We start from the raw sequence: 23,265 nt of genomic DNA on the forward strand, positions 1-23,265 counted from the left end.
TTTTGACCCCTACCGGGACGACTTCGGGTCGAGCGCGTCACGCAACGCGTCGCCGAAGAGGTTGAAGGCGAACACCAGCGCGAAGATCATGATGCCCGGGAAGAACACGTACGCCGGGTCGGTCTGGAGGAAGTCCAGACTGTCGTAGATCATCCGCCCGAAGCTCGGGGTCTCGTCGCTGAGACCGACACCGATGAACGACAGCGCGGCCTCGCTGGTGATGAACTGCGGCACCGCCAGGGAGAACGACACCAGGATCGGCGCCCAGATGTTGGGCAGCAGCTGCCGGAAGAGCATGTGCCCCAGCCCGGCCCCGCTGGCCCTGGCCGCCTCCACGAACTCCCGCTCGCGCAGCGCGATCACCTGCCCGCGAACCAGCCGGGCCGTGCTGGTCCAGCCGAAGATGGCGAAGACGGCGATCAGCACGCCCACCCCGAAGGCGGACGACACCTGCCCCCGCTCGCCGTAGAAGCGCAGCGTGACGGTGGGGGTGAGCGCCAGCGCGATGATCAGGAAGGGCATGGCCAGGGTCAGGTCGGTGATCCAGTTGATCACGGCGTCGAGCCAGCCGCCGAGGTAGCCGGCGAGCGCGCCCAGCACGACCCCGATCGTCGCGGTGATCAGCGCCGCCGCGAACGCGATGAACAGCGACGTCCGCAACCCGTAGATCAACCGGATGAAGATGTCCCGACCCAGGTTCGGCTCCAGGCCGAACCAGTGGTCCCCGGTGACACCGCCGGCGTAGCCCAGTGGCATGCCGAAACCGTCCAGCAGGTTCTGGAACTGCTCCCGCGGCCCGATCCCGTAGGCCATCTCGATCAGCGGGGCGGCCAACCCCAACACCATGAAGAAGACCAGGAGTACGCCGCTGACCACGGCCGTCCGGTCGCGTCGCAGTCGCATCCAGGCGAGCTGACCGGGTGAGCGGCCGACGACGCCCTTCGCGGCGGGCGTGGTCGCGTCCGGGTCGGACTCGATCTCGGCCAGCGCCAGACCCTCCACCGGGGACAGGCTCACGACGGCACCTCCTCGAAGATCGGAGCCGCCACCTCGGGGAAGTGGCACGCGGTGGCCTGCCGACCACCGTCGCGCGGCACCAGCGCCGGCTCCTCGGCGGCGCAGACGTCCTGCGCCTTCCAGCAGCGGGTGCGGAACCGGCAGCCCGACGGCGGGTCGAGCGGGGTCGGCACGTCACCGGTCAGCCGGATCCGGCCCGCCGGGCCGAGCTGGGTGACGTCCGGGATCGCCGAGAGCAGCGCCCGGGTGTACGGGTGCTGGGGGCGTTCGTAGATGTCCGCCCGGTCGCCGATCTCCACGATCCGACCCAGGTACATGACCGCGACCCGCTGGCTGAAGTGCCGGATCACCGCCAGGTCGTGCGCGATGAACACGAACGCCAGGCCCAGCTCCCGTTGCAGGTTGCGCAGCAGGTTGACCACCTGCGCCTGGATCGAGACGTCCAGCGCGGAGACCGGCTCGTCGGCGACGATCAGCTTGGGCCGCAGGGCCAGCGCGCGGGCGATGCCGATGCGCTGACGTTGACCGCCGGAGAACTCGTGCGGGTACCGGTTGTAGTGCTCCGGGTTCAACCCGACCAGCTCCAGCAACTCCTGCACCCGGGCCTTCACGCCGCCCGGCGGCTTGATCCCGTTGACCTGCAACGGCATCGCCACGATCCGGCCCACGGTGTGCCGCGGGTTCAACGAGGCGTACGGGTCCTGGAAGATGATCTGGAGTTCCTGACGCAGCGGACGCAGCTCCCGCCGGCCGGCGTGCGTGATGTCCCGCCCGTCGAACTCGATGCTGCCGCTCGTCGGCTCCAGCAGCCGCACCAGCATCCGACCGGTGGTCGTCTTGCCGCAGCCCGACTCCCCCACCAACCCGAGCGTCTCGCCGGGTCGCACGTCGAAGTCGAGGCCGTCCACCGCCCGCACCAGGCCGGTGCCGCGCAGCCCCTGGCGTACCGGGAAGTGCTTGGTCAGCCCGCGCACCCGCAACAGTGGTTCGTCGGTCATCGGGCCACCCCCACGGATGCGACGTCCTCGGCGTAGAACGCGGCCCGCTCCTCCACGCTCAGGTGGCAGGCGACCAGGTGGCCGTCCGCCCCGGCCGCTCGCAGTTCGGGCACCTCGCTGCGGGAGCGGCTGCCGGCGCGGTCCGCGTACCGGCAGCGGGGGTGGAACGCGCAGCCGGACGGCAGGTTGATCAGGCTGGGCGGGTTGCCGGGGATCGGCACCAGGTCCGCATCCGCGTCGCCGTGCAGCGACGGCACACTGGAGAGCAACCCCCAGGTGTACGGGTGCTGCGGCGAGCGGAGCACCTGCTCGACCGTGCCCCGCTCGATGGCGCGCCCCCCGTACATGACCAGCACGTCGTCGGCGACCTGGCCGACCACGCCAAGGTCGTGGGTGATCAGGATGATCGCGGAGTGGAACTCGGCCTGGAGGTCGGCGAGCAGGTCCAGGATCTGCGCCTGCACGGTGACGTCCAGTGCGGTGGTCGGCTCGTCGGCGATCAGCAGCGCCGGGTCGTTGACCAGGGACATCGCGATCATCGCCCGCTGGCGCATGCCACCGGAGAACTCGTGCGGGTACTGGTCGAAGCGGCGCGCCGGCTGCGGGATGCCCACCCGGTCCAGCATGTCGACCGCCCGCTGGCGGGCCTCGCGCCGGTTGGCCTTGGGGTGGTGCACCCGGTACGCCTCGGCGATCTGCCGACCCACCGTGTAGTACGGATGCAGCGCCGACAGTGGATCCTGGAAGATCATCGCCATGTCCCGGCCGCGTAGCCGGCGTACCTCCTCGTCGCCGAGGCCGACCACCTGACGGCCACCGACGGAGATCTCCCCGGTGATGGTGGTCCGCTTGGGGTCGTGCAGGCCCAGGATGGCCAGCGAGGTGACGCTCTTGCCGGAACCGGACTCACCCACGATGCCGAGGGTGCGGCCCCGCTCGACGGCGAACGACACGCCGTCGACCGCGCGCACCACGCCGTCCTCGGTGTCGAACCGGACCCGCAGGTCACGCACCCGCAGGTAGGCATCCTCGTCGGAGCGCTGTGCCGGCACGGCGGGACGGTCGTCCGGATCGCCGGACGGCAACGGTTCCGAGCTGTCCACGGCCACCTCCCTCAGTGACGAAGGGAACTTACATGAAAGTCCCGAGGGTGAAAATAAGCTACAAAGTCGGCACGTGTCAGCGGGCCCGAGCGTAACGAGTCGGCATCGGCCGCGCACCCCCCTCACCTCGCCATCCACGCCCATTCATGCCGCGATCGCACCTTGGGTGCGACCATGGTGTCGGCAGCACCGGGAGGATTCCCGCCGGCACGAGGTGGAGGTGACGATGACCGCGGCGGTGTTCAACCACGAAGGCCCGTGGACCGAAGAGGAGTACCTCGCCCTCGGCGAGACGCAGCAACGCGTCGAACTCTTCGACGGGAGCCTCCACGTGACCCCAGCCCCCACCCCTCGACACCAGAACATCTCCGGCGAACTACGCGCAGTGCTACGAGCCCCGGTGCGCGAAGCCGGCCTGCACGTCTTGGAAGCGGTGAACGTCCGCCTCAGGCCCGGCCGGATCCCGATCCCCGATCTTGTTATCACCGGTCCGATCGACTTCGACGAACTCAACGTCGAGGCGGGTGACGTGCGGCTGGTTTGCGAGATCATCTCGCCGAGCAACGCCTCGACCGACAAAGTCCTCAAGATGCACTACTACGCGGCCGCCGGCATCGAGTGGTATCTCCTGGTGGAGCAGGACAGTGGAACCATGCATCTGTACCAGCGGCGGGGCGGTCACTACACCGAGCAGTCCGTAACCAGACCGGGCGATCTGCTGGTGCTTACCGAGCCGGTGAAGGCCACGATCCGGCCGGAGGACCTCGTCCCCTGACGGGTGTCGGTCGGCTGGCCTAGGGTCGGTCGCATGACCGAATTCGACGCGGCCACCGCCGCCGTCCAGGCCGCCCTCGACGCGGGCGCCCGGTACGCCGACGCGCGGGTGATGCACCGCCGCTACGAGTCGATGAGCGCGCGCAACGGCGACGTGGAGGAGCTGAGCCAGGACGAGAGCATCGGCATCGGTGTCCGGGCACTTGTCGGTGCGAGTTGGGGCTTCTACGCCGTACCCGATCTATCCGACGCCGCCGCCCGCGACGCCGGCCGGCGCGCGACGCGGACGGCCATGGCGAGCGCGCGGGTGCCGGGCCCACCGGTCGACCTGGTTCCGGCCGAGGCGGTCACCGCGAGCTGGTCCTCCGGCTGCCAGATCGACCCGCTCGGGGTGCCCCTGTCGGACAAGGGTGACCTGCTGGTCGGCGCGACCCGCACGATGGCCGAGCACGGCGCCGACCTGGCCGAGGGCCTCTACCAGATCTGGGACACCGCGAAGTGGTTCGTCTCCAGTGAGGGCCACCAGATCGACCAGCGGATCCGCGAGTGCGGCGGCGGCATCTCCGCCACCTCCATCGGTGACGGTGAGACGCAGCGCCGGTCCTGGCCGAGCTACCGGGGGCAGTACGGCACCACGGGATGGGAGCTGGTCGAGTCGCTCGACCTGGCCGCGCACGCCGCGCAGATCGCCGAGGAGTCCCGGGCGCTGCTGACCGCGCCGCTCTGCCCCGCGGGCGAGACCGATCTGATCCTCGGCGGTGAGCAGTTGGCCCTCCAGATCCACGAGTCGGTCGGGCACGCCATCGAGTTGGACCGGATCCTCGGCTGGGAGGCGGCGTTCGCCGGCACGTCCTGGCTGGACCTGGCGCAGCTCGGCTCGCTGCGCTACGGCTCCGAGCTGATGAACATCACCATCGATCCCACGATCCCCGGCGCGTTGGGCAGCTTCGGCTTCGACGACGAGGGCTCCCCGGCGATCAAGCGGGACGCGGTGCGCGACGGTCGCTGGGTGGGGGTGCTCGCCGGCCGGGACTCCGCCGCCATGGCCAACCTCGACTACGGCGGCAGCGTACGGGCCGACGGGTGGGCCCGACTGCCGATGGTGCGGATGACCAACGTCGGTCTGGAACCGGGCCCGCACACCCTGGAGGAGATCATCGCGGCCACCGACGACGGCGTGCTGATGGACCTCAACAGGTCCTGGTCGATCGACGACAAGCGGCTCAACTTCCAGTTCGGCTGCGAGGTCGGCTGGGAGATCAAGAAGGGGCGGCGGGGGCGGATGCTGCGCAATCCCACGTACACCGGGATCGGCCCGCTCTTCTGGCGCTCGATGGACATGCTGTCCAGTGAGACGGTCTCCTGGGGCACGCCCAACTGCGGCAAGGGCCAGCCCGGCCAGATCGGCCACACCGGTCACCCGGCCGCGCCGGCCCGGTTCCGCAACGTCCGGGTGGGGGTTTCAGCATGACGGATTTGGAGCTGGCCGGGCAGGTTGTCGAGCTGGTTCGCCGTCTCGGCGGTCCGGCCGCGCAGGCCGATGCGGTGGTGACCCGGGCGGACCTGGCGCTGACCCGGTTCGCCAATTCGGCCATCCACCAGAACGTCGCGGAGTCGACAGTCGGGGTCCGGCTGCGGCTGCACATCGACGGTCGGACCGCCGCCGGCAGCGGCAGCGTGGTCACCGCCGACGGGCTGCACGCGCTCGTGGAGCGCACCCTGGCGGCGGCGCGCCTCTGCCCGCCGGACCCGGGCTGGCCGGGGCTGGTCGCACCGACGCCCGTGCCGGCCGCGCCGCCCGTGGACGAGGCGACCGCGTACGCCGAACCGGACCAGCGGGCCGACCGGGTTGGCGCCTTCGTGGCCGCCGCCGGTGGCCTCAGCACCGCGGGCTACTGCCGCACCGCGCACCGCTCGTCGGCGTTCGCCAACTCGGCCGGGCACACGGCGTCCGGCCGATCGGCGGAGGCGGCGATGGACGGCATCGCGCGCAGCGACGGCGCGGACGGGGTGGCCCGGTTCGCCAGCGACCGGCTCTCCGACCTCGACGGTGCCGAGCTGGGCGCGCACGCCGCGGCGAAGGCGCAGGCGGCGGCCGACCCGGTGGAGCTGCCGCCGGGGCGTTACGAGGTGGTGTTCGAGCCGGCCGCCGTGGCGGACCTGTTGCAGAACCTGTCCTGGTATGGCTTCAACGGCAAGCGGTACGCCGAGCGGCAGTCCTTCGCCGAGCCGGGGGCGGCCCAGTTCGACCGGGCGGTGACCCTGGTGGACGACCCGCTGGGCGCGTCCGGCCTGCCGTTCGACGCGGAGGGCACCGCGCGAGGGGCGCTGACCCTGGTGGAGGCGGGCACCACCCGGGCGGTCGCCCACGATCGGCGGACGGCGGCCGAGGCGGGTGCGCGGTCCACCGGGCACGCGGTCGCGGGTGGCGCCACCTGGGGCCCGATGGCCCGCAACCTGCGGCTGTCCGGCGCGACGGCCGGCCCGGCCAGCGCGACCGGTCGGAGCACCACCGGCGCGGCGGCCGGGGCGGTCGTCGACGCGGACACCGCCGCGCTCGTCGCCGGCGTACGCCGTGGGCTGCTGGTCAGCGACCTCTGGTACACCCGGGTGCTGGACCCGAAGAGCCTCGTCGTCACCGGGTTGACCCGCAACGGTGTCTGGCTCATCGAGGACGGCACTGTGGTGCGGGCGGTCCGCGACCTGCGGTTCACCGAATCGTACCCGCGGGCGCTGGGGCCCGGGGCCGTGCTCGGGCTGGGAGCGCGGGCGGTGCGCCAACCGGACCGGGTGGACGGTGCATGGTGGTCGGCGCCCTCGGTGCGGCTGGCGTCGTGGCACTTCACCGGGGGCGCCTCGGGCTGAACGCGGCGATGTGCACGACGATCCGCCGCAGACCGCCGTGTCGGGGTATTTCCGCAGGCCAGACACTCGGGACACTCCCTTGCGCGGACGGCTCGCAGAGATCGGCGTAACGTGTGTCACTTAGCTGCGTCGGTCGATCCGGCGTGGTCGTTGGTGTGCGCATGACGTGGCAGCGGGTGCGGGTTCGCCGGTCCGCGTGCCGACCGGAGAAAGATCCGCCCGCCCGTACGGGCCCGTCGAGGAGACGACTCGAATGACTTCAACGGCAACGAGGCCGCGGGGAGCGCGGGCGCGCGCCGCGATCGCGGCGAAGACGTTGCGTACCGACCGCTGGTGGTTCGCCCCGCTGATCACCGTGATCGGGCTGAGCGCCTGGGTCGCGTACGCGACGGTCCGGGTCTTCATGCACGACTTCTACTGGGTCGCGGATTACCACTACCTGACCCCGTTCTACTCGCCCTGCGTCACCGAGCGGTGCATCGAGGGCGCCTCACACTTCGGCCGGTTCCTGCCCGGCTGGTGGATCATCCCGGACGCGGCGCTGACCCTGCCGTTCCTGCTGCTGTTCCGGCTGACCTGCTACTACTACCGCAAGGCCTACTACCGGTCGTTCTGGCTGTCGCCGCCGGCGTGCGCCGTCCCGGACGGCCACAAGGAGTACGGCGGTGAGACCCGCTTCCCGCTGCTCGGTCAGAACCTGCACCGCTACTTCTTCTACGCCGCCGCGATCATCTCCCTGATCAACACCTGGGACGCGATCCTCGCCTTCCACTCGCCCAAGGGCTTCGGCTTCGGGCTGGGCAACATCATCCTGCTGCTGAACGTGGTGATGCTCTGGGCGTACACGATCTCCTGCCACTCCTGCCGGCACATCATCGGCGGCCGGCTCAAGCACTTCTCCAAGCACCCGGTGCGCTACAAGGCCTGGACGTTCGTCTCGGCCCTGAACGTCCGCCACATGCAGCTCGCCTGGATCACCCTCGGCACCCTGGCGCTGGCCGACTTCTACATCATGGCGCTCGCGGCCGGCTGGTTCTCCGACCTGCGGTTCATCAACTAAAGGGCCCCTGACATGACCACAACCACTCGCATCGAACGACACCACTACGACGTCGTCGTCATCGGGGCCGGCGGCGCCGGTCTGCGCGCGGCGATCGAGGCCCGGCTGGCCGGCAAGAAGACCGCGATCATCTCCAAGTCGCTCTTCGGCAAGGCGCACACGGTGATGGCCGAGGGCGGCGCGGCCGCCGCGATGGGCAACGTGAACAGCCGGGACAACTGGCAGGTGCACTTCCGCGACACCATGCGCGGCGGCAAGTTCCTGAACAACTTCCGGATGGCCGAGCTGCACGCGAAGGAGTCGCCGCAGCGGATCTGGGAGCTGGAGACGTACGGTGCGCTCTTCGACCGCACCAAGGACGGCAAGATCTCGCAGCGCAACTTCGGTGGCCACGAGTACCCGCGCCTGGCGCACGTGGGCGACCGGACCGGCCTGGAGCTGATCCGCACCCTCCAGCAGAAGATCGTGTCGCTCCAGCAGGAGGACCAACGGGAGTTCGGCTCGTACGACGCCCGGATCAAGGTGTTCTCCGAGACCACCATCACCGAGCTGCTGCTCGACGGTGACCGGGTGGCCGGCGCGTTCGGCTACTACCGCGAGTCGGGCGAGTTCATCCTCTTCGAGGCGCCGGCCGTCGTGCTGGCCACCGGCGGCGTCGGACGCTCCTACAAGGTCACCTCGAACTCCTGGGAGTACACCGGGGACGGGCACGCGTTGGCGCTGCGCGCCGGGGCGACGCTGATCAACATGGAGTTCCTCCAGTTCCACCCGACCGGCATGGTCTGGCCGCCCTCGGTGAAGGGCATCCTGGTCACCGAGTCGGTGCGTGGTGACGGTGGCGTCCTGAAGAACTCCGACGGCAAGCGATTCATGTTCGACTACGTCCCCGATGTCTTCCGCAAGCAGTACGCGGAGACCGAGGAGGAGGCGGACCGCTGGTACACCGACCCGGACAACAACCGGCGTCCGCCGGAGCTGCTGCCCCGTGACGAGGTGGCCCGCGCGATCAACAGCGAGGTCAAGGCCGGTCGGGGCTCCCCCGCCGGTGGCGTCTTCCTGGACATCGCGAGCCGGCGTTCGGCCGAGGAGATCCGCCGGCGGCTGCCGTCGATGTACCACCAGTTCAAGGAGCTGGCCGACGTCGACATCACCGCGGAGGCGATGGAGGTCGGGCCGACCTGCCACTACGTGATGGGCGGCGTCGAGGTCGACCCTGATTCGGGTGCCGCCTTCGGCCACGTACGCGGGTTGTTCGCCGCCGGTGAGGTCTCCGGCGGCATGCACGGTTCCAACCGTCTGGGCGGCAACTCCCTGTCCGACCTGCTGGTCTTCGGCAAGCGGGCGGGCGGGCACGCGGCCAGCTACGCCGACGGGCTCGCCGCCCGGCCGAAGGTGGCCGTGGACGCGGTCGAGGCCGCCGTGGAGACCGCACTCGCCCCGCTCCAGCGCGACACCGGCGAGAACCCGTACACCCTTCAGCAGGACCTCCAGGCGGTCATGGGCGACCTGGTCGGAATCATCCGGCGCGAGGGCGAGCTGGCCGACGCGCTGGTGCGACTGGCCGAGCTGCGCGAGCGGGTCGCCAAGGTGAGCGCGTTCGGCGGCCGGCGCTACAACCCGGGCTGGCACCTGGCCCTGGACCTGCGCAACATGCTGGTGGTCTCGGAGTGCACCGCGAAGGCGGCGCTGGAGCGGCAGGAGTCGCGCGGCGGGCACACCCGGGAGGACTACCCGGCGATGGAGCCGAAGTGGCGGCAGGTCAACCTGGTCTGCTCGCTGGACGGCGACAGCGTACGGCTGACGCGTAAGCCGCTGCCGAAGATGCGGCCGGAGCTGATCGGCCTCTTCGACCGTGCGGAGCTTTCCAAGTACCTCACCGACGAGGAGCTGGCCGACTTCGACGCCCTCGTCGCCGACGCTGGAGAGGCGGACAACCGATGAGCGCGAAGCGTCAGTTCCGGATCTGGCGGGGCGACGAGACCGGCGGGGACCTGCAGGACTACATGGTGGAGGTGAACGAGGGCGAGGTGGTCCTCGACGTCATCCACCGCTTGCAGGCCACCGACGCTCCCGACCTGGCCTGCCGGTGGAACTGCAAGGCCGGCAAGTGCGGCTCCTGCTCCATGGAGATCAACGGCAAGCCGCGGCTGGGCTGCATGACCCGGATGTCGACCTTCGGCGACGAGGAGACGGTCACGGTCACCCCGCTGCGTACCTTCCCGGTCATCCGGGACCTGGTCACCGACGTCTCGTTCAACTACGAGAAGGCACGGGAGACGCCCGCGTTCGCGCCGCCGGCGGACGTCGCCCCGGGTGACTACCGGATGCAGCAGGTCGACGTCGAGCGCTCGCAGGAGTTCCGCAAGTGCATCGAGTGCTTCCTGTGCCAGACGGTCTGCCACGTGATCCGTGACCACGAGGAAAACAAGCAGGCGTTCTCCGGCCCGCGGTACTTCATTCGGGCGGCCGAGCTGGACATGCACCCGCTGGACGCCCGGACGGACCGCAAGGAGTACGCACAGGCCGAACAGGGCCTCGGTTTCTGCAACATCACCAAGTGCTGCACCGAGGTCTGCCCCGAGCACATCAAGATCACTGACAACGGGATCATCCCCATGAAGGAACGGGTCGTCGACCGCAGGTACGATCCCCTTGTGTGGCTTGGTAGCAAGATCTTCCGTCGGGGCGAGACGCCCCAGACCAGCGTGACCACCGCCCGTCAGGGCTCGCCGACGCCGGGCTCAGCCCGTGGTGGGCTCCACTCGCATGCGGGTGGCTCCCACGACTCGCAGGCTGAGGCGCAGGCGCAGAGCGGCGTCAACTGGCACCGGGAGGTGCCCCACCCGACCGCTCCGGCGGTGGACGACCGGGGCAAGCTTCCGCTGACCGAGCTCACCTTCGACCGGGCTGCCGCGCCGTCGCCGTTCGGTGACGACGTGACCTTCCCGCTGCCTCCGGAGCATCTGAACTTCGCGCACCCGGACCAGGACAACAAGCACTAGAAACCTCAACGAAGACGGGGGCCGCGGCGGCAGCCGCGGCCCCCGTCCGCATACCCCACCCCCACCCCCACCCACCCCCACCCACCCCGGCCCCGGCCCCCGCCCCACCCCCGGTCGATCATGAAGTTATTGCCAGCTCAACCGGCGTGTCGCGGCAATAACTTCATGATCAACGGGAGCTGGGGGGCCGCAGCAGGGGGCGGAGGGCGGCGACGATGGGGGCGTCGGCGGGGAGCCAGGTGACCGAGTCCAGTTCGTCGGCCGTGAGCCAGCGCAGCGCCTCGTGTTCCAACGCCTCGGGCTCCTCGCCGTCGAGCAGGCGGGCCGCGTACACCTTGAGCACCGAACGGCCGTGCGCCATCCGTACGTCACGGCCGACCCGGTCGCCGATCTCGACGCGTACGGCCAGCTCCTCGACGCACTCCCGGATCAGCGCGTCGATCTCCGCCTCGCCCGGCTCGACCTTTCCGCCCGGAAACTCCCACATTCCTGCCACTTCGGGTGGGGCGGAACGCGCGCAGGCGAGCACCCGCCCGTCCCGGATTATCGCCGCGCCGACGATCACCTTCAGGTCCCGTCGTTCGACCTGCCCGCCACCATTCGCCCGTTCGGTCCGCACGGGCGTCCAGGGTGCCAGATCAATCGGCGGTTTGGGTACCGTAGCCGTCCGCTAGGCCAACAGAACACGGAAGTGTGGGCGTGGACACCCCTTCCGCGCGGCGAGAGACTAGAGGACACCGACAAGACACGGGATGGCGACGATTTGGCCACAAGCCGGCAACGGCGCTTGGGGGGTGCGGTGATGCGCGTGCTGTTCAACAGCAGGGCCAAGCACGACTACCTTGCCGACGCGTTGACCTTGCTGTCTGGTTGGACACGCGAGGGGGAGCAGATCCGACGGACGCTCGCGATCGACGATACCCAACACGCGGCACTAACTGAACGGGTCAAGGTGGTCGCAGATGCGCTGCACCTTCGCCCGGAGATCAGCCGGCAGTCCGACAGCACCCAGATCCGGGTCGGGCACGGCAACGGTGAGCCGCTGACCGAGGGCGAGGTCCTGTTGGCCGCCCGCATCGAGGACGCGTACCGGGCGGTCACCGAGGCCTGAAATTCTACTGGTTGGTAAGTCTGAGGTTTTCCTGAGAAGCACTGGGGTACCAGTTCCACGCGGGAGTTGACAAAGCTCTCGCGACGGACCGAACTACTCAAAGTGCTTTTGAGGAGCTGACATGACCACCCCCACGCAGAACCGCGCCAACGACCACGTCGAGCACGCCGGCCAGCACGACGTCCGCCGCGTGAACCGCCGCGGCGACGAGACGAAGCCGTCCTGGAAGACCAGCGAGCTGGCGATCTACGTGCTCGCCGTCATCGGTGTGCTGATCGCCTCGAACGCCGTCGGCGACGGCGCCGCGAACGACGGCGGCGACTACTTCGCCGCCGACAAGGCCTGGTGGTACATCACCCTGCTCACCATCGGCTACCTGGTGAGCCGGGGTCTGGCCAAGGCCGGCAGCCGCAGCACGGACCACGACCCGCGCAGCGACCACTGACCTGTCGCCGAAGCCCCGCGCCCGCCCGTCTCTGACAGGCAGGCGCGGGGCTTCCGCATGTCCGTCAGGCAGCTGGGGCTCACCGGTCGGCTACGGCGTCCTGCGGGTACCAGCGCAACTCCACCGAGTTGCCGTCCGGGTCCTGCACGTAGATGGACGTCGCCGAACCGCGGGCGCCGAACCGCCCGACCGGCCCGGTCAGCACCGTGAAGGCTCCGGAGTCGACCACCCGGGCCCAGTCCAGCGGTGCCACCACCAGGCAGAAGTGGTCGACGTTCGTGCCCTGCCGCTCGCCACGGACCAGGTCGATGATGCTGTCGCGGCTGATCCGCACGGAGGGAAACGGGACGCTCCCCGCGCGCCACTCGTCGACCCGTACCGGCGCCAGGCCGAGTCGGCCGCAGTAGAAGTCCAGTGCCCGTTCCACGTCGGCGACGGTCAGCACCAGGTGGTCGAAGCCGGTTACCCGTACCGCGCTGACGTCCGCCCGCTGTTCGTGGATGCTCATGTCGCAGCCTTTCGCTCGGTGTCTCCCTGCCGCGTTCACGATCCCCGGGCGGGAGACGCCGACCAAGAGCCGATATCGCTACGATCGTTGCCCACAGGTCAACGATGGGGGCGGACGTGCTGGAGCGGTACGAGGTCGAGACGTTCCTGACCCTCGCCGAGGAGCTGCACTTCGGCCGCACCGCCGAGCGACTGACCGTCAGCACCGGCCGGGTCAGCCACGTGATCAAGAAGCTGGAGCGTCGGATCGGCGCACCGCTGTTCGCCCGCACCAGCCGGGTCGTCCGGCTCACCCCGATCGGCCGGCAACTCGCCGACGAGCTGGCCCCACTGGTTGCCGGGATGGACGAGGCCGTCCGCCGGGCCGTCGACGCCGGCCGGGGCGTCACCGGGACCCTACGGGTGGCGTTCCTCGGCGAGTGGACCGCGCCGGTGCTGCTGCGGGCCGTGGCCCTGTTCAGCGAGCGGCATCCCGACTGCCAGGTCGAGTTGCGGGAGGCGCAGCTGGCCAACACACGGTCCGGCCTCCTGGACGGCTCCACCGACGTACTCATCGCCTCGTTTCCCTTCGACGGGATGGCCACCGGCCCGGCGCTGCTCTCCGAGGACCGGGCGCTGGCGGTCGCGGCGGGTCACCCGCTCACCCGGGAACGCTCGGTGTCGCTGGAGGTCCTCGCCGACCACCCGGTGGTGCAGTACCCGGCAGTGACGTCGGTGGAGTTCAAACGGGACCGCACCCCGGAGCGCACCCCGGCCGGCCGGCCGGTGCCAAAGGGACCCGCCGGGAACACCTTCTCCGAGATGCTGTCCCTGGTCGCACTGGGCCGGGGCGTCCTGCCGGTGGGTGAGCACACGAGGCGCTACTACCCCCGCCCCGACGTGGCGTACGTGCCCATCCACGACGCGCCACCGATCGAGCGAGGGCCGGTCTGGCTGCCCAGCAACACCACCACCCGGGTACGCGAGTTCGTCCGCGCCGCGACCGACGCGAACGCCCGATGAGGCACGGCGAGTTCCGCCACCAACGGCTGGTGCAGGTCTATGACGCGGAGTGCCGGTGGGGGCCGGACGACGACTTCTTCCGGGCGGTGGTCGACGAGACTCCGGCTGCCCGGGTTCTCGACCTCGGCTGCGGCACCGGCCGGTTGACCGTCGCCCTCGCCGCCGCCGGCCACACGGTCACCGGTGTGGACCCCGCCGGCGCGTCCCTGGCCGCCGCCCGCGCCAGGCCGGGTGCCGAACGGGTGACCTGGATCGAGGGCACCTCGGCCCTGCTCCCGAGTCGGGCGTTCGACGTGGCGGTGCTGACCAGCCACGTCGCGCAGTTCTTCGTCGACGACGCCGAGTGGACCCGTACTCTCGCCGACCTGCGCCGGGCGCTCGTGCCCGACGGCCGGCTGGTGTTTGACGCCCGCGACCCCGCGGACCGCCGCTGGGAGCGGTGGAACCCGGTGGATTCGCAGCGTCGGGTCACGCTGCCGGACGGCGGCGAGGTCCGCGCGTGGACCACGGTCACCGGGGTACGCGACGGAGTGGTCGACTTCACCCACCACTACCACTTCGTCGACGGTGAGGAGCTGGCCAGCTCGGCGACCCTGCGCTTCCGCACCGAGGCCGAGCTGCGTAACTCCCTGACCAGGGCAGACTTCGTCGTGGACCACGTCTACGGCGGTTGGCGTCACGAACCTGTCGGTCACGGCGACGGCGAGTTCGTGGTCATCGCCCACGCTGGGTCGCTGGCACCGGTTTTCTAGCCTGGATCTCATGGCGAACATCGCGTACGACCGCAAAGAGCAGGTCCAGCAGATCGAGAGTGGCCTTCTCGAGGGTGAGCAGATCATCGCCGTCTACGACGCGGTCGGCACCGGCACCGGGTTCATCGGGCTGACCGACCGCCGGGTGATCATCCAGGACCGTTCCTTCGTCGGGAAGCGGTTCGCGATCACCAGCATCCCGTACTCGAAGATCACCAGCGTGAGTGTGGTCAGCAACAAGTCCTGGGGTGGCTCGTTCTTCTCCACCGGAGCGATCGCGATCCACGTCGGCACGCACACCTACGAGGTGGAGTTCCGTGGCGCACAGAAGAGCCACCACGTGCACAACGTGATCCTGCACCACATCTCCTGACCGCACTTCCCGTCCTGGGCCCGGCTGGCGTAATTGCCTTGCCGGGCCTGTGGCGTCTCTGGTGTCCTCGGTCGACAGCCGTGCGAAGGGAGCAGCCACCATGCCAGACACGACGAGGTCCCACGAACCCACCGTCATCCGACCTGAGGAATCGAGGCTTCGTGAGCACTACCGCTCCCCTGGCGCTGAGCGCCACTGAACCCAACCCCGGAGGCCGCTGATGTCGGTCTTCGACGATCCCGGCCTCTTCGGCCGGCTCTGGGCCGCCGACTACGACGGCCCCGGCAACCCCGACCCGGCGCCAGCGGTGGACTTCCTGGCCGATCTGGCCGACGGGGGGCCGGTTCTCGAACTGGCGATCGGCACCGGCCGGGTCGCACTTCCGCTGGCCGAGCGCGGTCTCACCGTGCACGGTGTCGAGGCGTCCGAGGAGATGGTGGCGAAGTTGCGGGCCAAGCCCGGCGGCGACCAGATCCCGGTCGTCGTCGCCGACATGGCGGACGTGCCGGTGAAGGGTGAGTTCCGGCTCGCGTACCTGGTCTTCAACACGCTGTTCAACCTGGTGGACGCCGAGCGGCAGGCGGACTGCTTCCGCAACGTCGCCCGCGTGCTGTCGCCCGGCGGCGCGTTCGTCATCGAGGCGTTCGTGCCCGACCCGCGCGACTTCGACTCGGACGAGCAGGTGCAGGTGCGGTCCGTGACCGAGGACTCCGCGACGATCCGGCTGCACAAGTACGACCGGCCGGCGCAGCGGTTCATCCGGCAGACCATCACCTTCGACGCCGAGGGTGTGCACCTGTTGCCGTTCGCCATGCGGTACGCCTGGCCACACCAGATCGACGAGATGGCGCAGCAGGCGGGGCTCCGGCTGACCGAACGGTACGCCGACTGGCAGCGGCGACCGTTCCACGCCGAGAGCCCGTCGCACATCTCCGTCTACCGGGCGGAGTAACGGTGTGATCAACTCGGGTTCCGGAAAGTCGGGGTGTCATCGCCACGACGAAACCCCGACTTCAAGGAACCCGAGCCGATCATCTGGTCTTCCGCTCAGCGCTGATTCTGCTGCCAGCAGCCTTTCTTGAATCGTCGGGCCCGCGCCGGGTGAGCTGGCAGCATGCCAACGGACGCCGCCCGTTTCCCACGCTCCTCGCCGTACTGGCCGGTGGTCAGTCACCCACACCTCCGGCGCGTCCTGCCCGGGCTCGCCGTGTCCGCGTTGGGCGACGGCATGGCGGTGGTCGCGGTGACGTGGCTCGCCATCCAACTCGCCCCGCACGATCAGCGCGGCACCTGGATCGCGGTGGCCATGGCGGCGTACACACTGCCCAGCGCGGCCGGGACGGTCGTCTTCGGGCGGTTGCTGCGTGGGCGCGGCGGCGCGCAGCTCGCCGGGTGGGACGCGATCCTGCGGGCCTCCGCCCTCGCGGCGATCCCCCTCGCCCACCTCGCCGGCGTGCTCACCATCGGGCTGTACGTGGTCCTGCTGGCCGCGTCGGCGCTGCTGCACTCGTGGGGCTCCGCCGGCCGGTTCACCCTGATCGTCGAACTGCTGCCGCAGCAACACCATCTGCCGGCCAATGCCGTGCTCAGCACCATCGGAGGGTTCGCCACCATCGTCGGCCCGCCACTGGCGGGCATCCTGATCGGCTGGGTGGGGCCGGTCTGGGTCATCGCCGTCGACGCCGCCACCTTCGCCGCGCTGGCCCTCACGTACCGTCTCGCCCTTCCCGCCAACGACGGACCCGCACGGTCCGAGAGCGGCGCTTCGCGAACGGCCGGCTTCGCTGTCATCCGCCAGAACCCGGCCCTGCTGGGCCTGCTCGTGCTGAGCCTCGGGTTCTTCTTCCTCTTCGGACCGGTGTACGTGGCGATGCCGATCCACATCACCGACGACCTACACGCCTCCGCGATGCTGCTCGGGGCCTACTACACCGCGTTCGGCGTCGGCGGCCTCACCGGAGGTCTGGTCGCCGGTTACCTCCGCGGCTGGCCACTGCGAGCCACCACCATCGGCATCGTCGTCGCGTTCGGCGTCGCCATGCTGCCGCTCGGCCTGGGCGCACCGGTCGGTGTGTCGTTGCCGGCGTTCGCCCTGGCGGGCTTCATCTGGGCGCCGTACATGTCCACGTCGATGGCGCTGTTCCAGCGCAGCACGTTGACCGCCCAGCTGCCCGCGGTGCTCGCCGCGAACGGTGCCATCCTGGTGCTGGCGGTGCCGCTGGGCACCATGCTGGGCGGGCTGCTGGTGGGTGCCCTCGGCCCCCGACCGACGCTGCTGCTCTGCGCCGTGGCGATCGTGGCCCTCGGCCTGATCGCCGGGGCAATCGCTATCCCCAGGCGGAGCTCGCGATTGCCCGGCGATGCAGCCGTCACCGAGGTCAGTGCCAGTCGCTGATCCGGACGTCGTCCGGGGCCGGTCGGCCGTGGCCGGTCTCGACCTGCTCCTTGAGGCTCATCAGGAACAGCGCCCACTTGGTGCTGCAGTGGTGCATGAACTCGACCGGCTCGCGCCAGCCCTGATGCGCGAACTGGACGATCGTGTACTCGCCGCGCTGGTCGAGACGCCAGTCGACCTCGGTGCCGACCCACTCCTCGGGGCCGTCGACGACGCGCCACCGCACCCGCCCGGCGGGGTTCAGCTCCAGGACCTCCATGTCGAAGCCGCCGGCATCGCCGAACCGGAAGGCCAGCTTTCCACCGACTTCGCTCTTGCCCACCGTGTCGGTGGTCCACCAGGCGGCGAGGCCCTCCGGCGTTGCCACCGCTCGGTAGACGTCGTCGAGCGGTGCGACGACGCCGACCCGGTGCAGGATGTCGACCATTCTCATTCTCCTTCGTCGTTGGTGCGGGTGCGTTCGATCGCCTCGGCGATCCGCTTGATCCGGCGGAGTCGGGCGTCCCAGGTGGAGCCCACCGCCGAAAGTTGCGCGACGGCGCGGGCGAGCTGCGCCTCGTCGACCTGGTAATGACGCTCCCGACCGGACGACTCGGCGTGTATCAGCCCGACCCGGTCCAGGACGGCCAGGTGTTTCGAGACGGCCTGGCGGGTGACGGGTAGCCGCCTGCTCAGCGACGTCGCGGTGCCCGGCCCGTCGGAGAGCAGAAGATCGATCATCGTACGACGGGTGGGGTCACCGATCGCCGACCACAGCTCGTCGTCGACCGCCGTACTCATGGGGTGGCGACCAGCCGCGCGACGTACGCGCCCAGCCGGGGCATGTAGTGGTCCCAACCGTTCTCGTGGTCCTGGTACTGCGCCTCCAGGACGGCGATCTCCCAGCCCATCTCGCGGAAGCCGGTCTCGGTCATCCGGATCTTCGTCCCCGTGCCGTCGGGGATCAGCTCGAAGGTGACGAGCAGCGCCTGCCCACTGCGGTCCGGCTCGGTGAAGCACCACCGGAAGGAGAATCGCTTCGGCGGGTCGACCTCGACGACGGCGAATGCGACGGTCGTCGTCTCGCCGGTGTCGGCGTTGCGCCACACCAGTTCGCCGGGCGCGCCCGCGACCGACTCGAACCGCGCGTCGTCGGGCCACCACTCCCGCATGTGCGCGGGCTGACTGACCACCTCGAAGACCGCCTCGGGTGACGCGTCGACGTGGATGTCGCGTTCGATGGTTCCCTGCTCCATGAGCCTCAACCTTTCGCAACCTTTGGTTGCACTCAACCTACGACAGCCCCACACTCTCGCGCAACCTTTAGTTGCATGTCGCGGTCGCGTCGTACCCAGGGAGCACAATGCCGTGCATGTCTGAGCCATCGCCGCACCGGCACCACGCCATCGACTACGTCGAGTTCACGGTGACCAACCTCGCCGAGGCCAAGCGCTTCTACGCCGACGCGTTCGGCTGGGAGTTCAACGACTACGGGCCGGCGTACGCCGGCATCCGCAGCCCGCACGGCGACTCCGCGGCCGAGGTCGGCGGTCTCCGCGAGGATCAGGATGTCCGGGCGGGCGGCCCGCTGGTGCTGCTCTACTCGGCTGACCTCGACCGCTCCGTCCAGGCCGTGAAGGAGGCCGGCGGGCAGGTGGTGAACGGGCCGTACGAGTTCCCCGGTGGCCGCCGGTTCCACTTCACCGACCCCAGCGGCAACGAGCTGGGCGTCTGGGCCGAGCGGTAGGGACGCGCACCCGTGCACACCCTGCTGGTAGCCGTACACCCGGAGCCCGGGTCCCTCACGCACCACACGGTTCGGCAGCTCGCGGCGGCGCTTCGCCCGGGTTCGGTCGAGATCGCCGACCTGGCGAACGAGGACTTCGACCCGAGGTTCGGTGTGGCCGACCGTCGGGCATACCAGCAGCGTGGCGAGCCCCCGCCCGACGTGCGCCGCGAGCAGCAGCGCCTCGACCGCGCCACCGACCTCGTGCTGGTCTTCCCGGTCTACTGGTGGTCGATGCCGGCCCTGCTCAAGGGTTGGATCGACCGTGTCTTCATCAACGGCTGGGCCTTCGACTACGCCCCCTCCACCGGCATCCAACCGAGGCTGCAACAGCTCACCACCCACCTGCTCCCCATCGCCGGTGACGACGCGGGCCTCTACGAGCGCCACGGGTACGGGCAGGCGCTGCGGACGCAGATCGAACACGGGATCGTGGACTACTGCGGCAGCCGCCGTGGCGTCACCGCATTCGTGCACGAGTCCGAACAGGACGACTCCTCCGCCACAGGGCGGGAGGTCGAGCGGGCCGTAGCCCTGATCCGGGACGCCATCTCCGTACCACTCGACGCCCGTTAACCGGTTCACGGAGATCGCGAGCTCGGCCCGGGATCTCCGATCTCGACCTGCTGCTCGCTCTGCACGCCGAACCGACCGAGGCCGACCGGCTGGATGCGGCGAGGATCGAGCAGGCCCTCGACCAGTCCTTCGACCAGATCGACGGCGTGGGGATCCTGCTGTTCAGCACACGCACCCTGCTCAGCGAGCTCGAACGTCATGACCTCGGCTTCTTCGTCGCCTGCCTGTGCACTCCGCTGCTCGGCGACGACCTCGCCGAGGAACTTCCCCGTTACCGGCCCACTGCTCTGCTCGCCCGGGAGACGAACGGCGACCTGTCATCGGCGCTGCCGGAATGGGGCAGGCAGGCGGCCAGGGCGACCACTGACTACCAACGTAGGGGCCTCAGCAGGCTCGTCGCTCGTCGCATCGTCAGGACCGGATTCACTCTGGTCATGCCTCGTTGGGGAGGCTGGACGAGCGACCTCACCGAGTCCGCCGAGGCGTTTGGCACCTACTACCCGGCACGTGCCGAGCAGATGCTCGGGGCTGCCAGGATCGGCCGTGCACCGACGGCGGATCCGACTGTCCTACGCCAGCTCATCGACGACCTGGGGCCGTGGCTCGCAGCGGAGTACACCGCCGTGCACGGCTTGAAGGCCGCCCGTCCCTGACGTCGCAGCATGCCCGGAGGAAGGCACTGACTCCACGGCGACACCAATGTCGTCCGCTAGCGCCTTTGCTGCCGCGTCGGTCGGGCCGACACGAAGGTGCGGGCGACAAGACTCTGTATCTCGACCGGGTCATCCGCTACGGCGAGCCTGATGCCTGTGAGTCATCAATATGACCCACAGGCATCAGGCTCAACAGAGCTGGGCCATCCAAACGGGTACGGAGATCTGCTGGACTCTGCCGCATGGGTTGGCGGCTTCTGGCGGGACGATCTCCGCCTCACGCACAGGGGCAACGCACCAGCGAGCCTGACACTCAGTTGGTCACTCCTCATCAGCTTGCGAACGCTGCCGTCGACGCAGCAGCAAGGCCGACACCAGGTAGGCAGCGCCGAGCAGTGCCGTCAGAAGCCCGATGATCAAAGACCAGCCGATCGGCTCACCGATGGCAGCTACAGCGCGCGCCGAGCCGAGGAAGATCCAGATGCCTCCCAGGATGAACCCGCTCTTTGGCGTCTTCGATGTCTGCCACCAAGGGTTCTCGCCCCGTCCCATCCGACGGAGTTTGCCACTGGCGCGGCGTTTCGGCACCGGCGAGCCGCTCGCCTACCGAGCGACTCTCAGGCTGGCCCGGCCGACACGGTCAGGGTCGAGACGCCCACACCGCCGGGTGCCCGCCCGGCAGACTCACGACCTGCATCCGGTTGGGGTCCACGCCTCGTAATCGTCATCCGCAGCGGCCTTGAGCAGGTGGCCGTCATCGAACACGATCCGCAGGGCACCAGACTTGAACGCGACCGCCGACAGTACGGTGCTGTTGAACAGCACCAGGCCAGCAGCGACATCTTGGCGTTCGGGGTGCAAGTTAATCTTGTTCAGGGTGCGAAGACGATCTGCCAGGCTCCGGTAGTTCCCTCGGGCACGACCTCGATGGTCACCGGGTCGCCGGCGCGGAGCGTGAGGCCAAACTCGCTTGTCCAACGGCCGTCCTTGTCGCCGTACATGCTGTCGGGGATCGTCGAGTAGTCCCACCACCGGCCGGTCGTGATCTCTTTGCCGTTGACGCGGAGGTGGAGGAGTCCCGGCGTCTGAGAGTCCATCTTGATGGTTTCGATCGTCTTCCAGATCACCGTCTGTCGAACGGCACGCGACGGGTCAGCGGGATCGGACCGGATGATGACGAAGTCCCCGCAAGGCACCTCGGTGCAGCCAGCTGGAAGCAACAGCGGGCCGAGTGCTCCTGACGACCGGGGTGGCACCGGGTACTGGTCAAGCGGGACTCCCTCGCCGATGGCAAGCCCGAACGTGCCGCTCGACGGGACCTGCGTCTGAATTACGCCCGACTGGTTCAACTGGCGCACCCCGGTGATCGTCAAGACAAAGGTGGAGGGCTTGCCGACCGCCACGCCGTAGTTGGCCCAACCGGGACCTAGGTTGCCAGCGCCGCAGTCGCCTTGGGCGAAATCGTGGCCGTTGATGCTCAGTTGCTCCTGAAGCAGGGCGTCGTCGCAGCGGGTGGACACGACGAGATCGAGGGTGGTCGGCACGATTGTCAGTTCGACGCGACGCTCGGGCAGCGTCGCGGACTTCACGGCCACGAGCCGGGCACCGTTGGCGTACTCGGGGAAACCGTCGATGGTGCGTACCGGCGAAGGGCTGTCCGCCGGAACGGGGGCGACGTCCGGGTGGAGCCCGGGCACGACAGCGGCCGTGGCGACGCCGCCCAGGGCGACCACCGCGCAGGTCGTCCAAGTCGCGATGCGGCGACGACGTCGCGCGACCACCTTCGCCCGCACGCCGCGCAATCGCACGTCGTGCAAGACGTGCCCCGCTGGATCGCCGGAACGCTCACCGAGCACCTGTGGGAGATCGGTCAGGTTCATCGCAGCATCCCTTCCGGCGCCAACGTCTCGTCGAGGCGGAGCTTGGCCACCGCCCGGCTGGCCTGGCTCTTCACCGTGCCGACGGAACAGCCGAGGACCTCGCCGATCTCGGCATCCGGCAGGTCCTCGAAGTACCGCAGCACGAGCACGGCGCGCTGCCGGCGAGGCAGCTGACCCAGTGCCCGCCAGAGGCGGTCCCGGTCGTCGAGACCCGAGTACCGATCCGCTTCGGCGGCCACCTCAGGAAGATCGGCCGTGGGCACCTCGCCCCGCCACCGGCGCCGCCAGGACGACGCGTACGCGTTGACGATGATCCGACGCACATACGGCTCCGGATCACCCTCGATACGCCGCCACGCCTCCCACGCCCGCGCCAAAGCCGTCTGCAGCAGATCCTCGGCCGACGCCCAGTCCCGTGTAAGCAGGAACGCAGTACGCAACAGCCGAGGTGAGCGGGTCGCGACGAACTCGTCAAAGCCCTCCGGTGTGATCACGTCCCCGCCCTTCTCCCCAGTCACAGGTAGTACCGGCTGTGGACGGAAAAGGTTGCATAGTCCGCGCCAACTCTGGCGGGGCTGTGCCCCCGACGTGCCCCACTGCACCGACTCAACCGCCTGACCGGTGGGAACCGGCCCGATTCAGGCGTTGAAACGGAGCTTCACCGCGTTGTGTCGTCGAGCAACGTCAGGAGGCCTGCGGCCGAGGACGCCGTAGCCAGTCCGGGCTCGGCGGTGGTGGGACCCGCAAAGGTCCCCGCCGATCACGGATGTACGTCGCGTAGTCCGCGAAATGTCGACGGCGGCTCAGGTAGTGCGGGTAGTGGTCGAAGTGCCACCGGCAGGCGTCGATGAAGTCCGAGTGGTCATCGAGCCCGAGGCGGGCGCACACGAGCGCGAACGGGCATCACGCACGGAGGCCTCGACCCATCCAGGAAAATCGTCCGAGTGCCAGCGCACGATCACCGCCCTCAGCTTCACCACGAGGCGA

General features: G+C 69.5%; 29 protein-coding genes. 16 read left to right on the forward strand and 13 right to left on the reverse strand.

The features are described from left to right. Positions 1-9 precede the first annotated feature (9 nt). The 3 genes from CLT68_RS02015 to CLT68_RS02025 are packed head-to-tail and all read right to left on the reverse strand — an operon-like array spanning position 10 to position 3,067. Positions 10-1,017 carry an ABC transporter permease gene (locus tag CLT68_RS02015; RefSeq protein WP_099848476.1) on the reverse strand — a complete coding sequence of 336 codons (1,008 nt, stop codon included), beginning with the start codon at positions 1,015-1,017 and terminating at the stop codon, positions 10-12. Then, complete coding sequence (locus CLT68_RS02020; protein ID WP_099848478.1) at positions 1,014-2,015, reverse strand: ABC transporter ATP-binding protein; 1,002 nt, start codon at positions 2,013-2,015, stop codon at positions 1,014-1,016. Before CLT68_RS02020 ends, CLT68_RS02015 begins: the two co-directional genes overlap by 4 nt. Beyond that, positions 2,012-3,067, reverse strand: coding sequence for an ABC transporter ATP-binding protein (locus tag CLT68_RS02025; protein ID WP_199177200.1), 1,056 nt, complete (start codon positions 3,065-3,067; stop codon positions 2,012-2,014). The genes CLT68_RS02020 and CLT68_RS02025 overlap by 4 nt, the downstream gene beginning before the upstream one ends. Before the next feature lie 277 nt (positions 3,068-3,344). Between CLT68_RS02025 and CLT68_RS02030 the strand changes: the two genes are divergently transcribed. The 6 genes from CLT68_RS02030 (at position 3,345) to CLT68_RS02055 (ending at position 10,819) form a co-directional block, all read left to right on the forward strand. Next, positions 3,345-3,893: a Uma2 family endonuclease gene (locus CLT68_RS02030; protein WP_099856703.1), complete on the forward strand. Its 549-nt coding sequence runs from the start codon at positions 3,345-3,347 to the stop codon at positions 3,891-3,893. Between the two features lie 33 nt (positions 3,894-3,926). After that, entirely contained in the window at positions 3,927-5,363 is a 1,437-nt protein-coding gene (locus CLT68_RS02035; RefSeq protein WP_099848480.1) for a TldD/PmbA family protein, read from the forward strand. Then, complete coding sequence (locus CLT68_RS02040; protein ID WP_099848482.1) at positions 5,360-6,757, forward strand: metallopeptidase TldD-related protein; 1,398 nt, start codon at positions 5,360-5,362, stop codon at positions 6,755-6,757. The genes CLT68_RS02035 and CLT68_RS02040 overlap by 4 nt, the downstream gene beginning before the upstream one ends. 253 nt (positions 6,758-7,010) lie before the next feature. After that, positions 7,011-7,817 (forward strand): hypothetical protein, encoded by an 807-nt coding sequence (locus CLT68_RS02045; protein WP_088950095.1) that lies wholly within the window; start codon positions 7,011-7,013, stop codon positions 7,815-7,817. 12 nt (positions 7,818-7,829) lie between these two features. Next, entirely contained in the window at positions 7,830-9,758 is a 1,929-nt protein-coding gene (locus CLT68_RS02050) for a fumarate reductase/succinate dehydrogenase flavoprotein subunit (protein ID WP_099848484.1), read from the forward strand. Further along, positions 9,755-10,819, forward strand: coding sequence for a succinate dehydrogenase/fumarate reductase iron-sulfur subunit (locus CLT68_RS02055; protein ID WP_088950097.1), 1,065 nt, complete (start codon positions 9,755-9,757; stop codon positions 10,817-10,819). The genes CLT68_RS02050 and CLT68_RS02055 overlap by 4 nt, the downstream gene beginning before the upstream one ends. 169 nt (positions 10,820-10,988) lie before the next feature. Here CLT68_RS02055 and CLT68_RS02060 read toward each other — a convergent pair whose 3' ends face one another. Next, positions 10,989-11,438, reverse strand: coding sequence for a (deoxy)nucleoside triphosphate pyrophosphohydrolase (locus CLT68_RS02060; RefSeq protein ID WP_099848486.1), 450 nt, complete (start codon positions 11,436-11,438; stop codon positions 10,989-10,991). 183 nt (positions 11,439-11,621) lie between these two features. On the opposite strand from CLT68_RS02060, the gene CLT68_RS02065 reads away from it, so the two are divergent. Both CLT68_RS02065 and CLT68_RS02070 read left to right on the forward strand, forming a co-directional pair. Further along, the gene (locus CLT68_RS02065; RefSeq protein ID WP_088952008.1) at positions 11,622-11,930 is read left to right on the forward strand and encodes a 4a-hydroxytetrahydrobiopterin dehydratase; all 309 of its coding nucleotides are present in this window, start codon (positions 11,622-11,624) and stop codon (positions 11,928-11,930) included. A gap of 121 nt (positions 11,931-12,051) precedes the next feature. Next, entirely contained in the window at positions 12,052-12,375 is a 324-nt protein-coding gene (locus tag CLT68_RS02070) for a hypothetical protein (RefSeq protein WP_088950099.1), read from the forward strand. Positions 12,376-12,454: 79 nt separating this feature from the next. On the opposite strand, the gene CLT68_RS02075 is transcribed toward CLT68_RS02070, so the two are convergent. Beyond that, a complete protein-coding gene (locus tag CLT68_RS02075) occupies positions 12,455-12,883 on the reverse strand; it encodes a VOC family protein (protein ID WP_099848488.1) in 429 nt (142 codons plus the stop codon). A 116-nt stretch (positions 12,884-12,999) separates the two neighbouring features. Here CLT68_RS02075 and CLT68_RS02080 point away from each other — a divergent pair, with 116 nt between their 5' ends. From CLT68_RS02080 to CLT68_RS02100, 5 genes are all read left to right on the forward strand, one after another. Continuing rightward, positions 13,000-13,884, forward strand: coding sequence for a LysR family transcriptional regulator (locus tag CLT68_RS02080; protein ID WP_099856705.1), 885 nt, complete (start codon positions 13,000-13,002; stop codon positions 13,882-13,884). Further along, a complete protein-coding gene (locus CLT68_RS02085) occupies positions 13,881-14,636 on the forward strand; it encodes a class I SAM-dependent methyltransferase (protein WP_099848490.1) in 756 nt (251 codons plus the stop codon). The genes CLT68_RS02080 and CLT68_RS02085 overlap by 4 nt, the downstream gene beginning before the upstream one ends. Positions 14,637-14,646: 10 nt before the next feature. Further along, positions 14,647-15,009 carry a PH domain-containing protein gene (locus tag CLT68_RS02090; protein ID WP_030337500.1) on the forward strand — a complete coding sequence of 121 codons (363 nt, stop codon included), beginning with the start codon at positions 14,647-14,649 and terminating at the stop codon, positions 15,007-15,009. A 220-nt stretch (positions 15,010-15,229) separates the two neighbouring features. Then, positions 15,230-15,961, forward strand: a complete 732-nt coding sequence (locus CLT68_RS02095; RefSeq protein ID WP_099848492.1) for a class I SAM-dependent methyltransferase — start codon at positions 15,230-15,232, stop codon at positions 15,959-15,961. A gap of 162 nt (positions 15,962-16,123) precedes the next feature. Further along, positions 16,124-17,404, forward strand: a complete 1,281-nt coding sequence (locus CLT68_RS02100) for an MFS transporter (RefSeq protein ID WP_099848494.1) — start codon at positions 16,124-16,126, stop codon at positions 17,402-17,404. On the opposite strand, the gene CLT68_RS02105 is transcribed toward CLT68_RS02100, so the two are convergent. The 3 genes from CLT68_RS02105 to CLT68_RS02115 are packed head-to-tail and all read right to left on the reverse strand — an operon-like array spanning position 17,388 to position 18,639. Then, positions 17,388-17,831: an SRPBCC family protein gene (locus CLT68_RS02105; protein WP_088950105.1), complete on the reverse strand. Its 444-nt coding sequence runs from the start codon at positions 17,829-17,831 to the stop codon at positions 17,388-17,390. The genes CLT68_RS02100 and CLT68_RS02105 overlap by 17 nt on opposite strands. A 2-nt stretch (positions 17,832-17,833) precedes the next feature. Next, positions 17,834-18,184, reverse strand: a complete 351-nt coding sequence (locus CLT68_RS02110; protein WP_099848496.1) for a metalloregulator ArsR/SmtB family transcription factor — start codon at positions 18,182-18,184, stop codon at positions 17,834-17,836. Further along, on the reverse strand, positions 18,181-18,639 hold the full coding sequence (locus CLT68_RS02115; RefSeq protein ID WP_099848498.1) for an SRPBCC domain-containing protein: 459 nt from the start codon (positions 18,637-18,639) through the stop codon (positions 18,181-18,183). Before CLT68_RS02115 ends, CLT68_RS02110 begins: the two co-directional genes overlap by 4 nt. A 116-nt stretch (positions 18,640-18,755) precedes the next feature. On the opposite strand from CLT68_RS02115, the gene CLT68_RS02120 reads away from it, so the two are divergent. Both CLT68_RS02120 and CLT68_RS02125 read left to right on the forward strand, forming a co-directional pair. Then, entirely contained in the window at positions 18,756-19,130 is a 375-nt protein-coding gene (locus CLT68_RS02120) for a VOC family protein (protein ID WP_099848500.1), read from the forward strand. A gap of 12 nt (positions 19,131-19,142) precedes the next feature. Further along, positions 19,143-19,745 carry an NAD(P)H-dependent oxidoreductase gene (locus CLT68_RS02125; RefSeq protein WP_099848502.1) on the forward strand — a complete coding sequence of 201 codons (603 nt, stop codon included), beginning with the start codon at positions 19,143-19,145 and terminating at the stop codon, positions 19,743-19,745. A gap of 5 nt (positions 19,746-19,750) precedes the next feature. On the opposite strand, the gene CLT68_RS33050 is transcribed toward CLT68_RS02125, so the two are convergent. After that, positions 19,751-19,945, reverse strand: coding sequence for a hypothetical protein (locus tag CLT68_RS33050; protein ID WP_199176968.1), 195 nt, complete (start codon positions 19,943-19,945; stop codon positions 19,751-19,753). Between the two features lie 234 nt (positions 19,946-20,179). Between CLT68_RS33050 and CLT68_RS33055 the strand changes: the two genes are divergently transcribed. Then, positions 20,180-20,398, forward strand: a complete 219-nt coding sequence (locus tag CLT68_RS33055) for a hypothetical protein (protein ID WP_199176969.1) — start codon at positions 20,180-20,182, stop codon at positions 20,396-20,398. 321 nt (positions 20,399-20,719) lie between these two features. On the opposite strand, the gene CLT68_RS02135 is transcribed toward CLT68_RS33055, so the two are convergent. The 4 genes from CLT68_RS02135 to CLT68_RS02145 all read right to left on the reverse strand — a co-directional run bounded on the left by CLT68_RS02135 (position 20,720) and on the right by CLT68_RS02145 (position 22,772). Beyond that, on the reverse strand, positions 20,720-20,950 hold the full coding sequence (locus CLT68_RS02135; protein WP_099848504.1) for a hypothetical protein: 231 nt from the start codon (positions 20,948-20,950) through the stop codon (positions 20,720-20,722). A 132-nt stretch (positions 20,951-21,082) separates the two neighbouring features. After that, the gene (locus tag CLT68_RS32775; RefSeq protein ID WP_158240854.1) at positions 21,083-21,259 is read right to left on the reverse strand and encodes a DUF6188 family protein; all 177 of its coding nucleotides are present in this window, start codon (positions 21,257-21,259) and stop codon (positions 21,083-21,085) included. 11 nt (positions 21,260-21,270) lie between these two features. Further along, on the reverse strand, positions 21,271-22,278 hold the full coding sequence (locus CLT68_RS02140; protein ID WP_099848506.1) for a hypothetical protein: 1,008 nt from the start codon (positions 22,276-22,278) through the stop codon (positions 21,271-21,273). Next, on the reverse strand, positions 22,275-22,772 hold the full coding sequence (locus tag CLT68_RS02145) for a SigE family RNA polymerase sigma factor (RefSeq protein ID WP_099848508.1): 498 nt from the start codon (positions 22,770-22,772) through the stop codon (positions 22,275-22,277). The genes CLT68_RS02140 and CLT68_RS02145 overlap by 4 nt, the downstream gene beginning before the upstream one ends. Positions 22,773-23,265: the final 493 nt, after the last annotated feature.

This window comes from Micromonospora sp. CNZ299, from assembly GCF_002754415.1.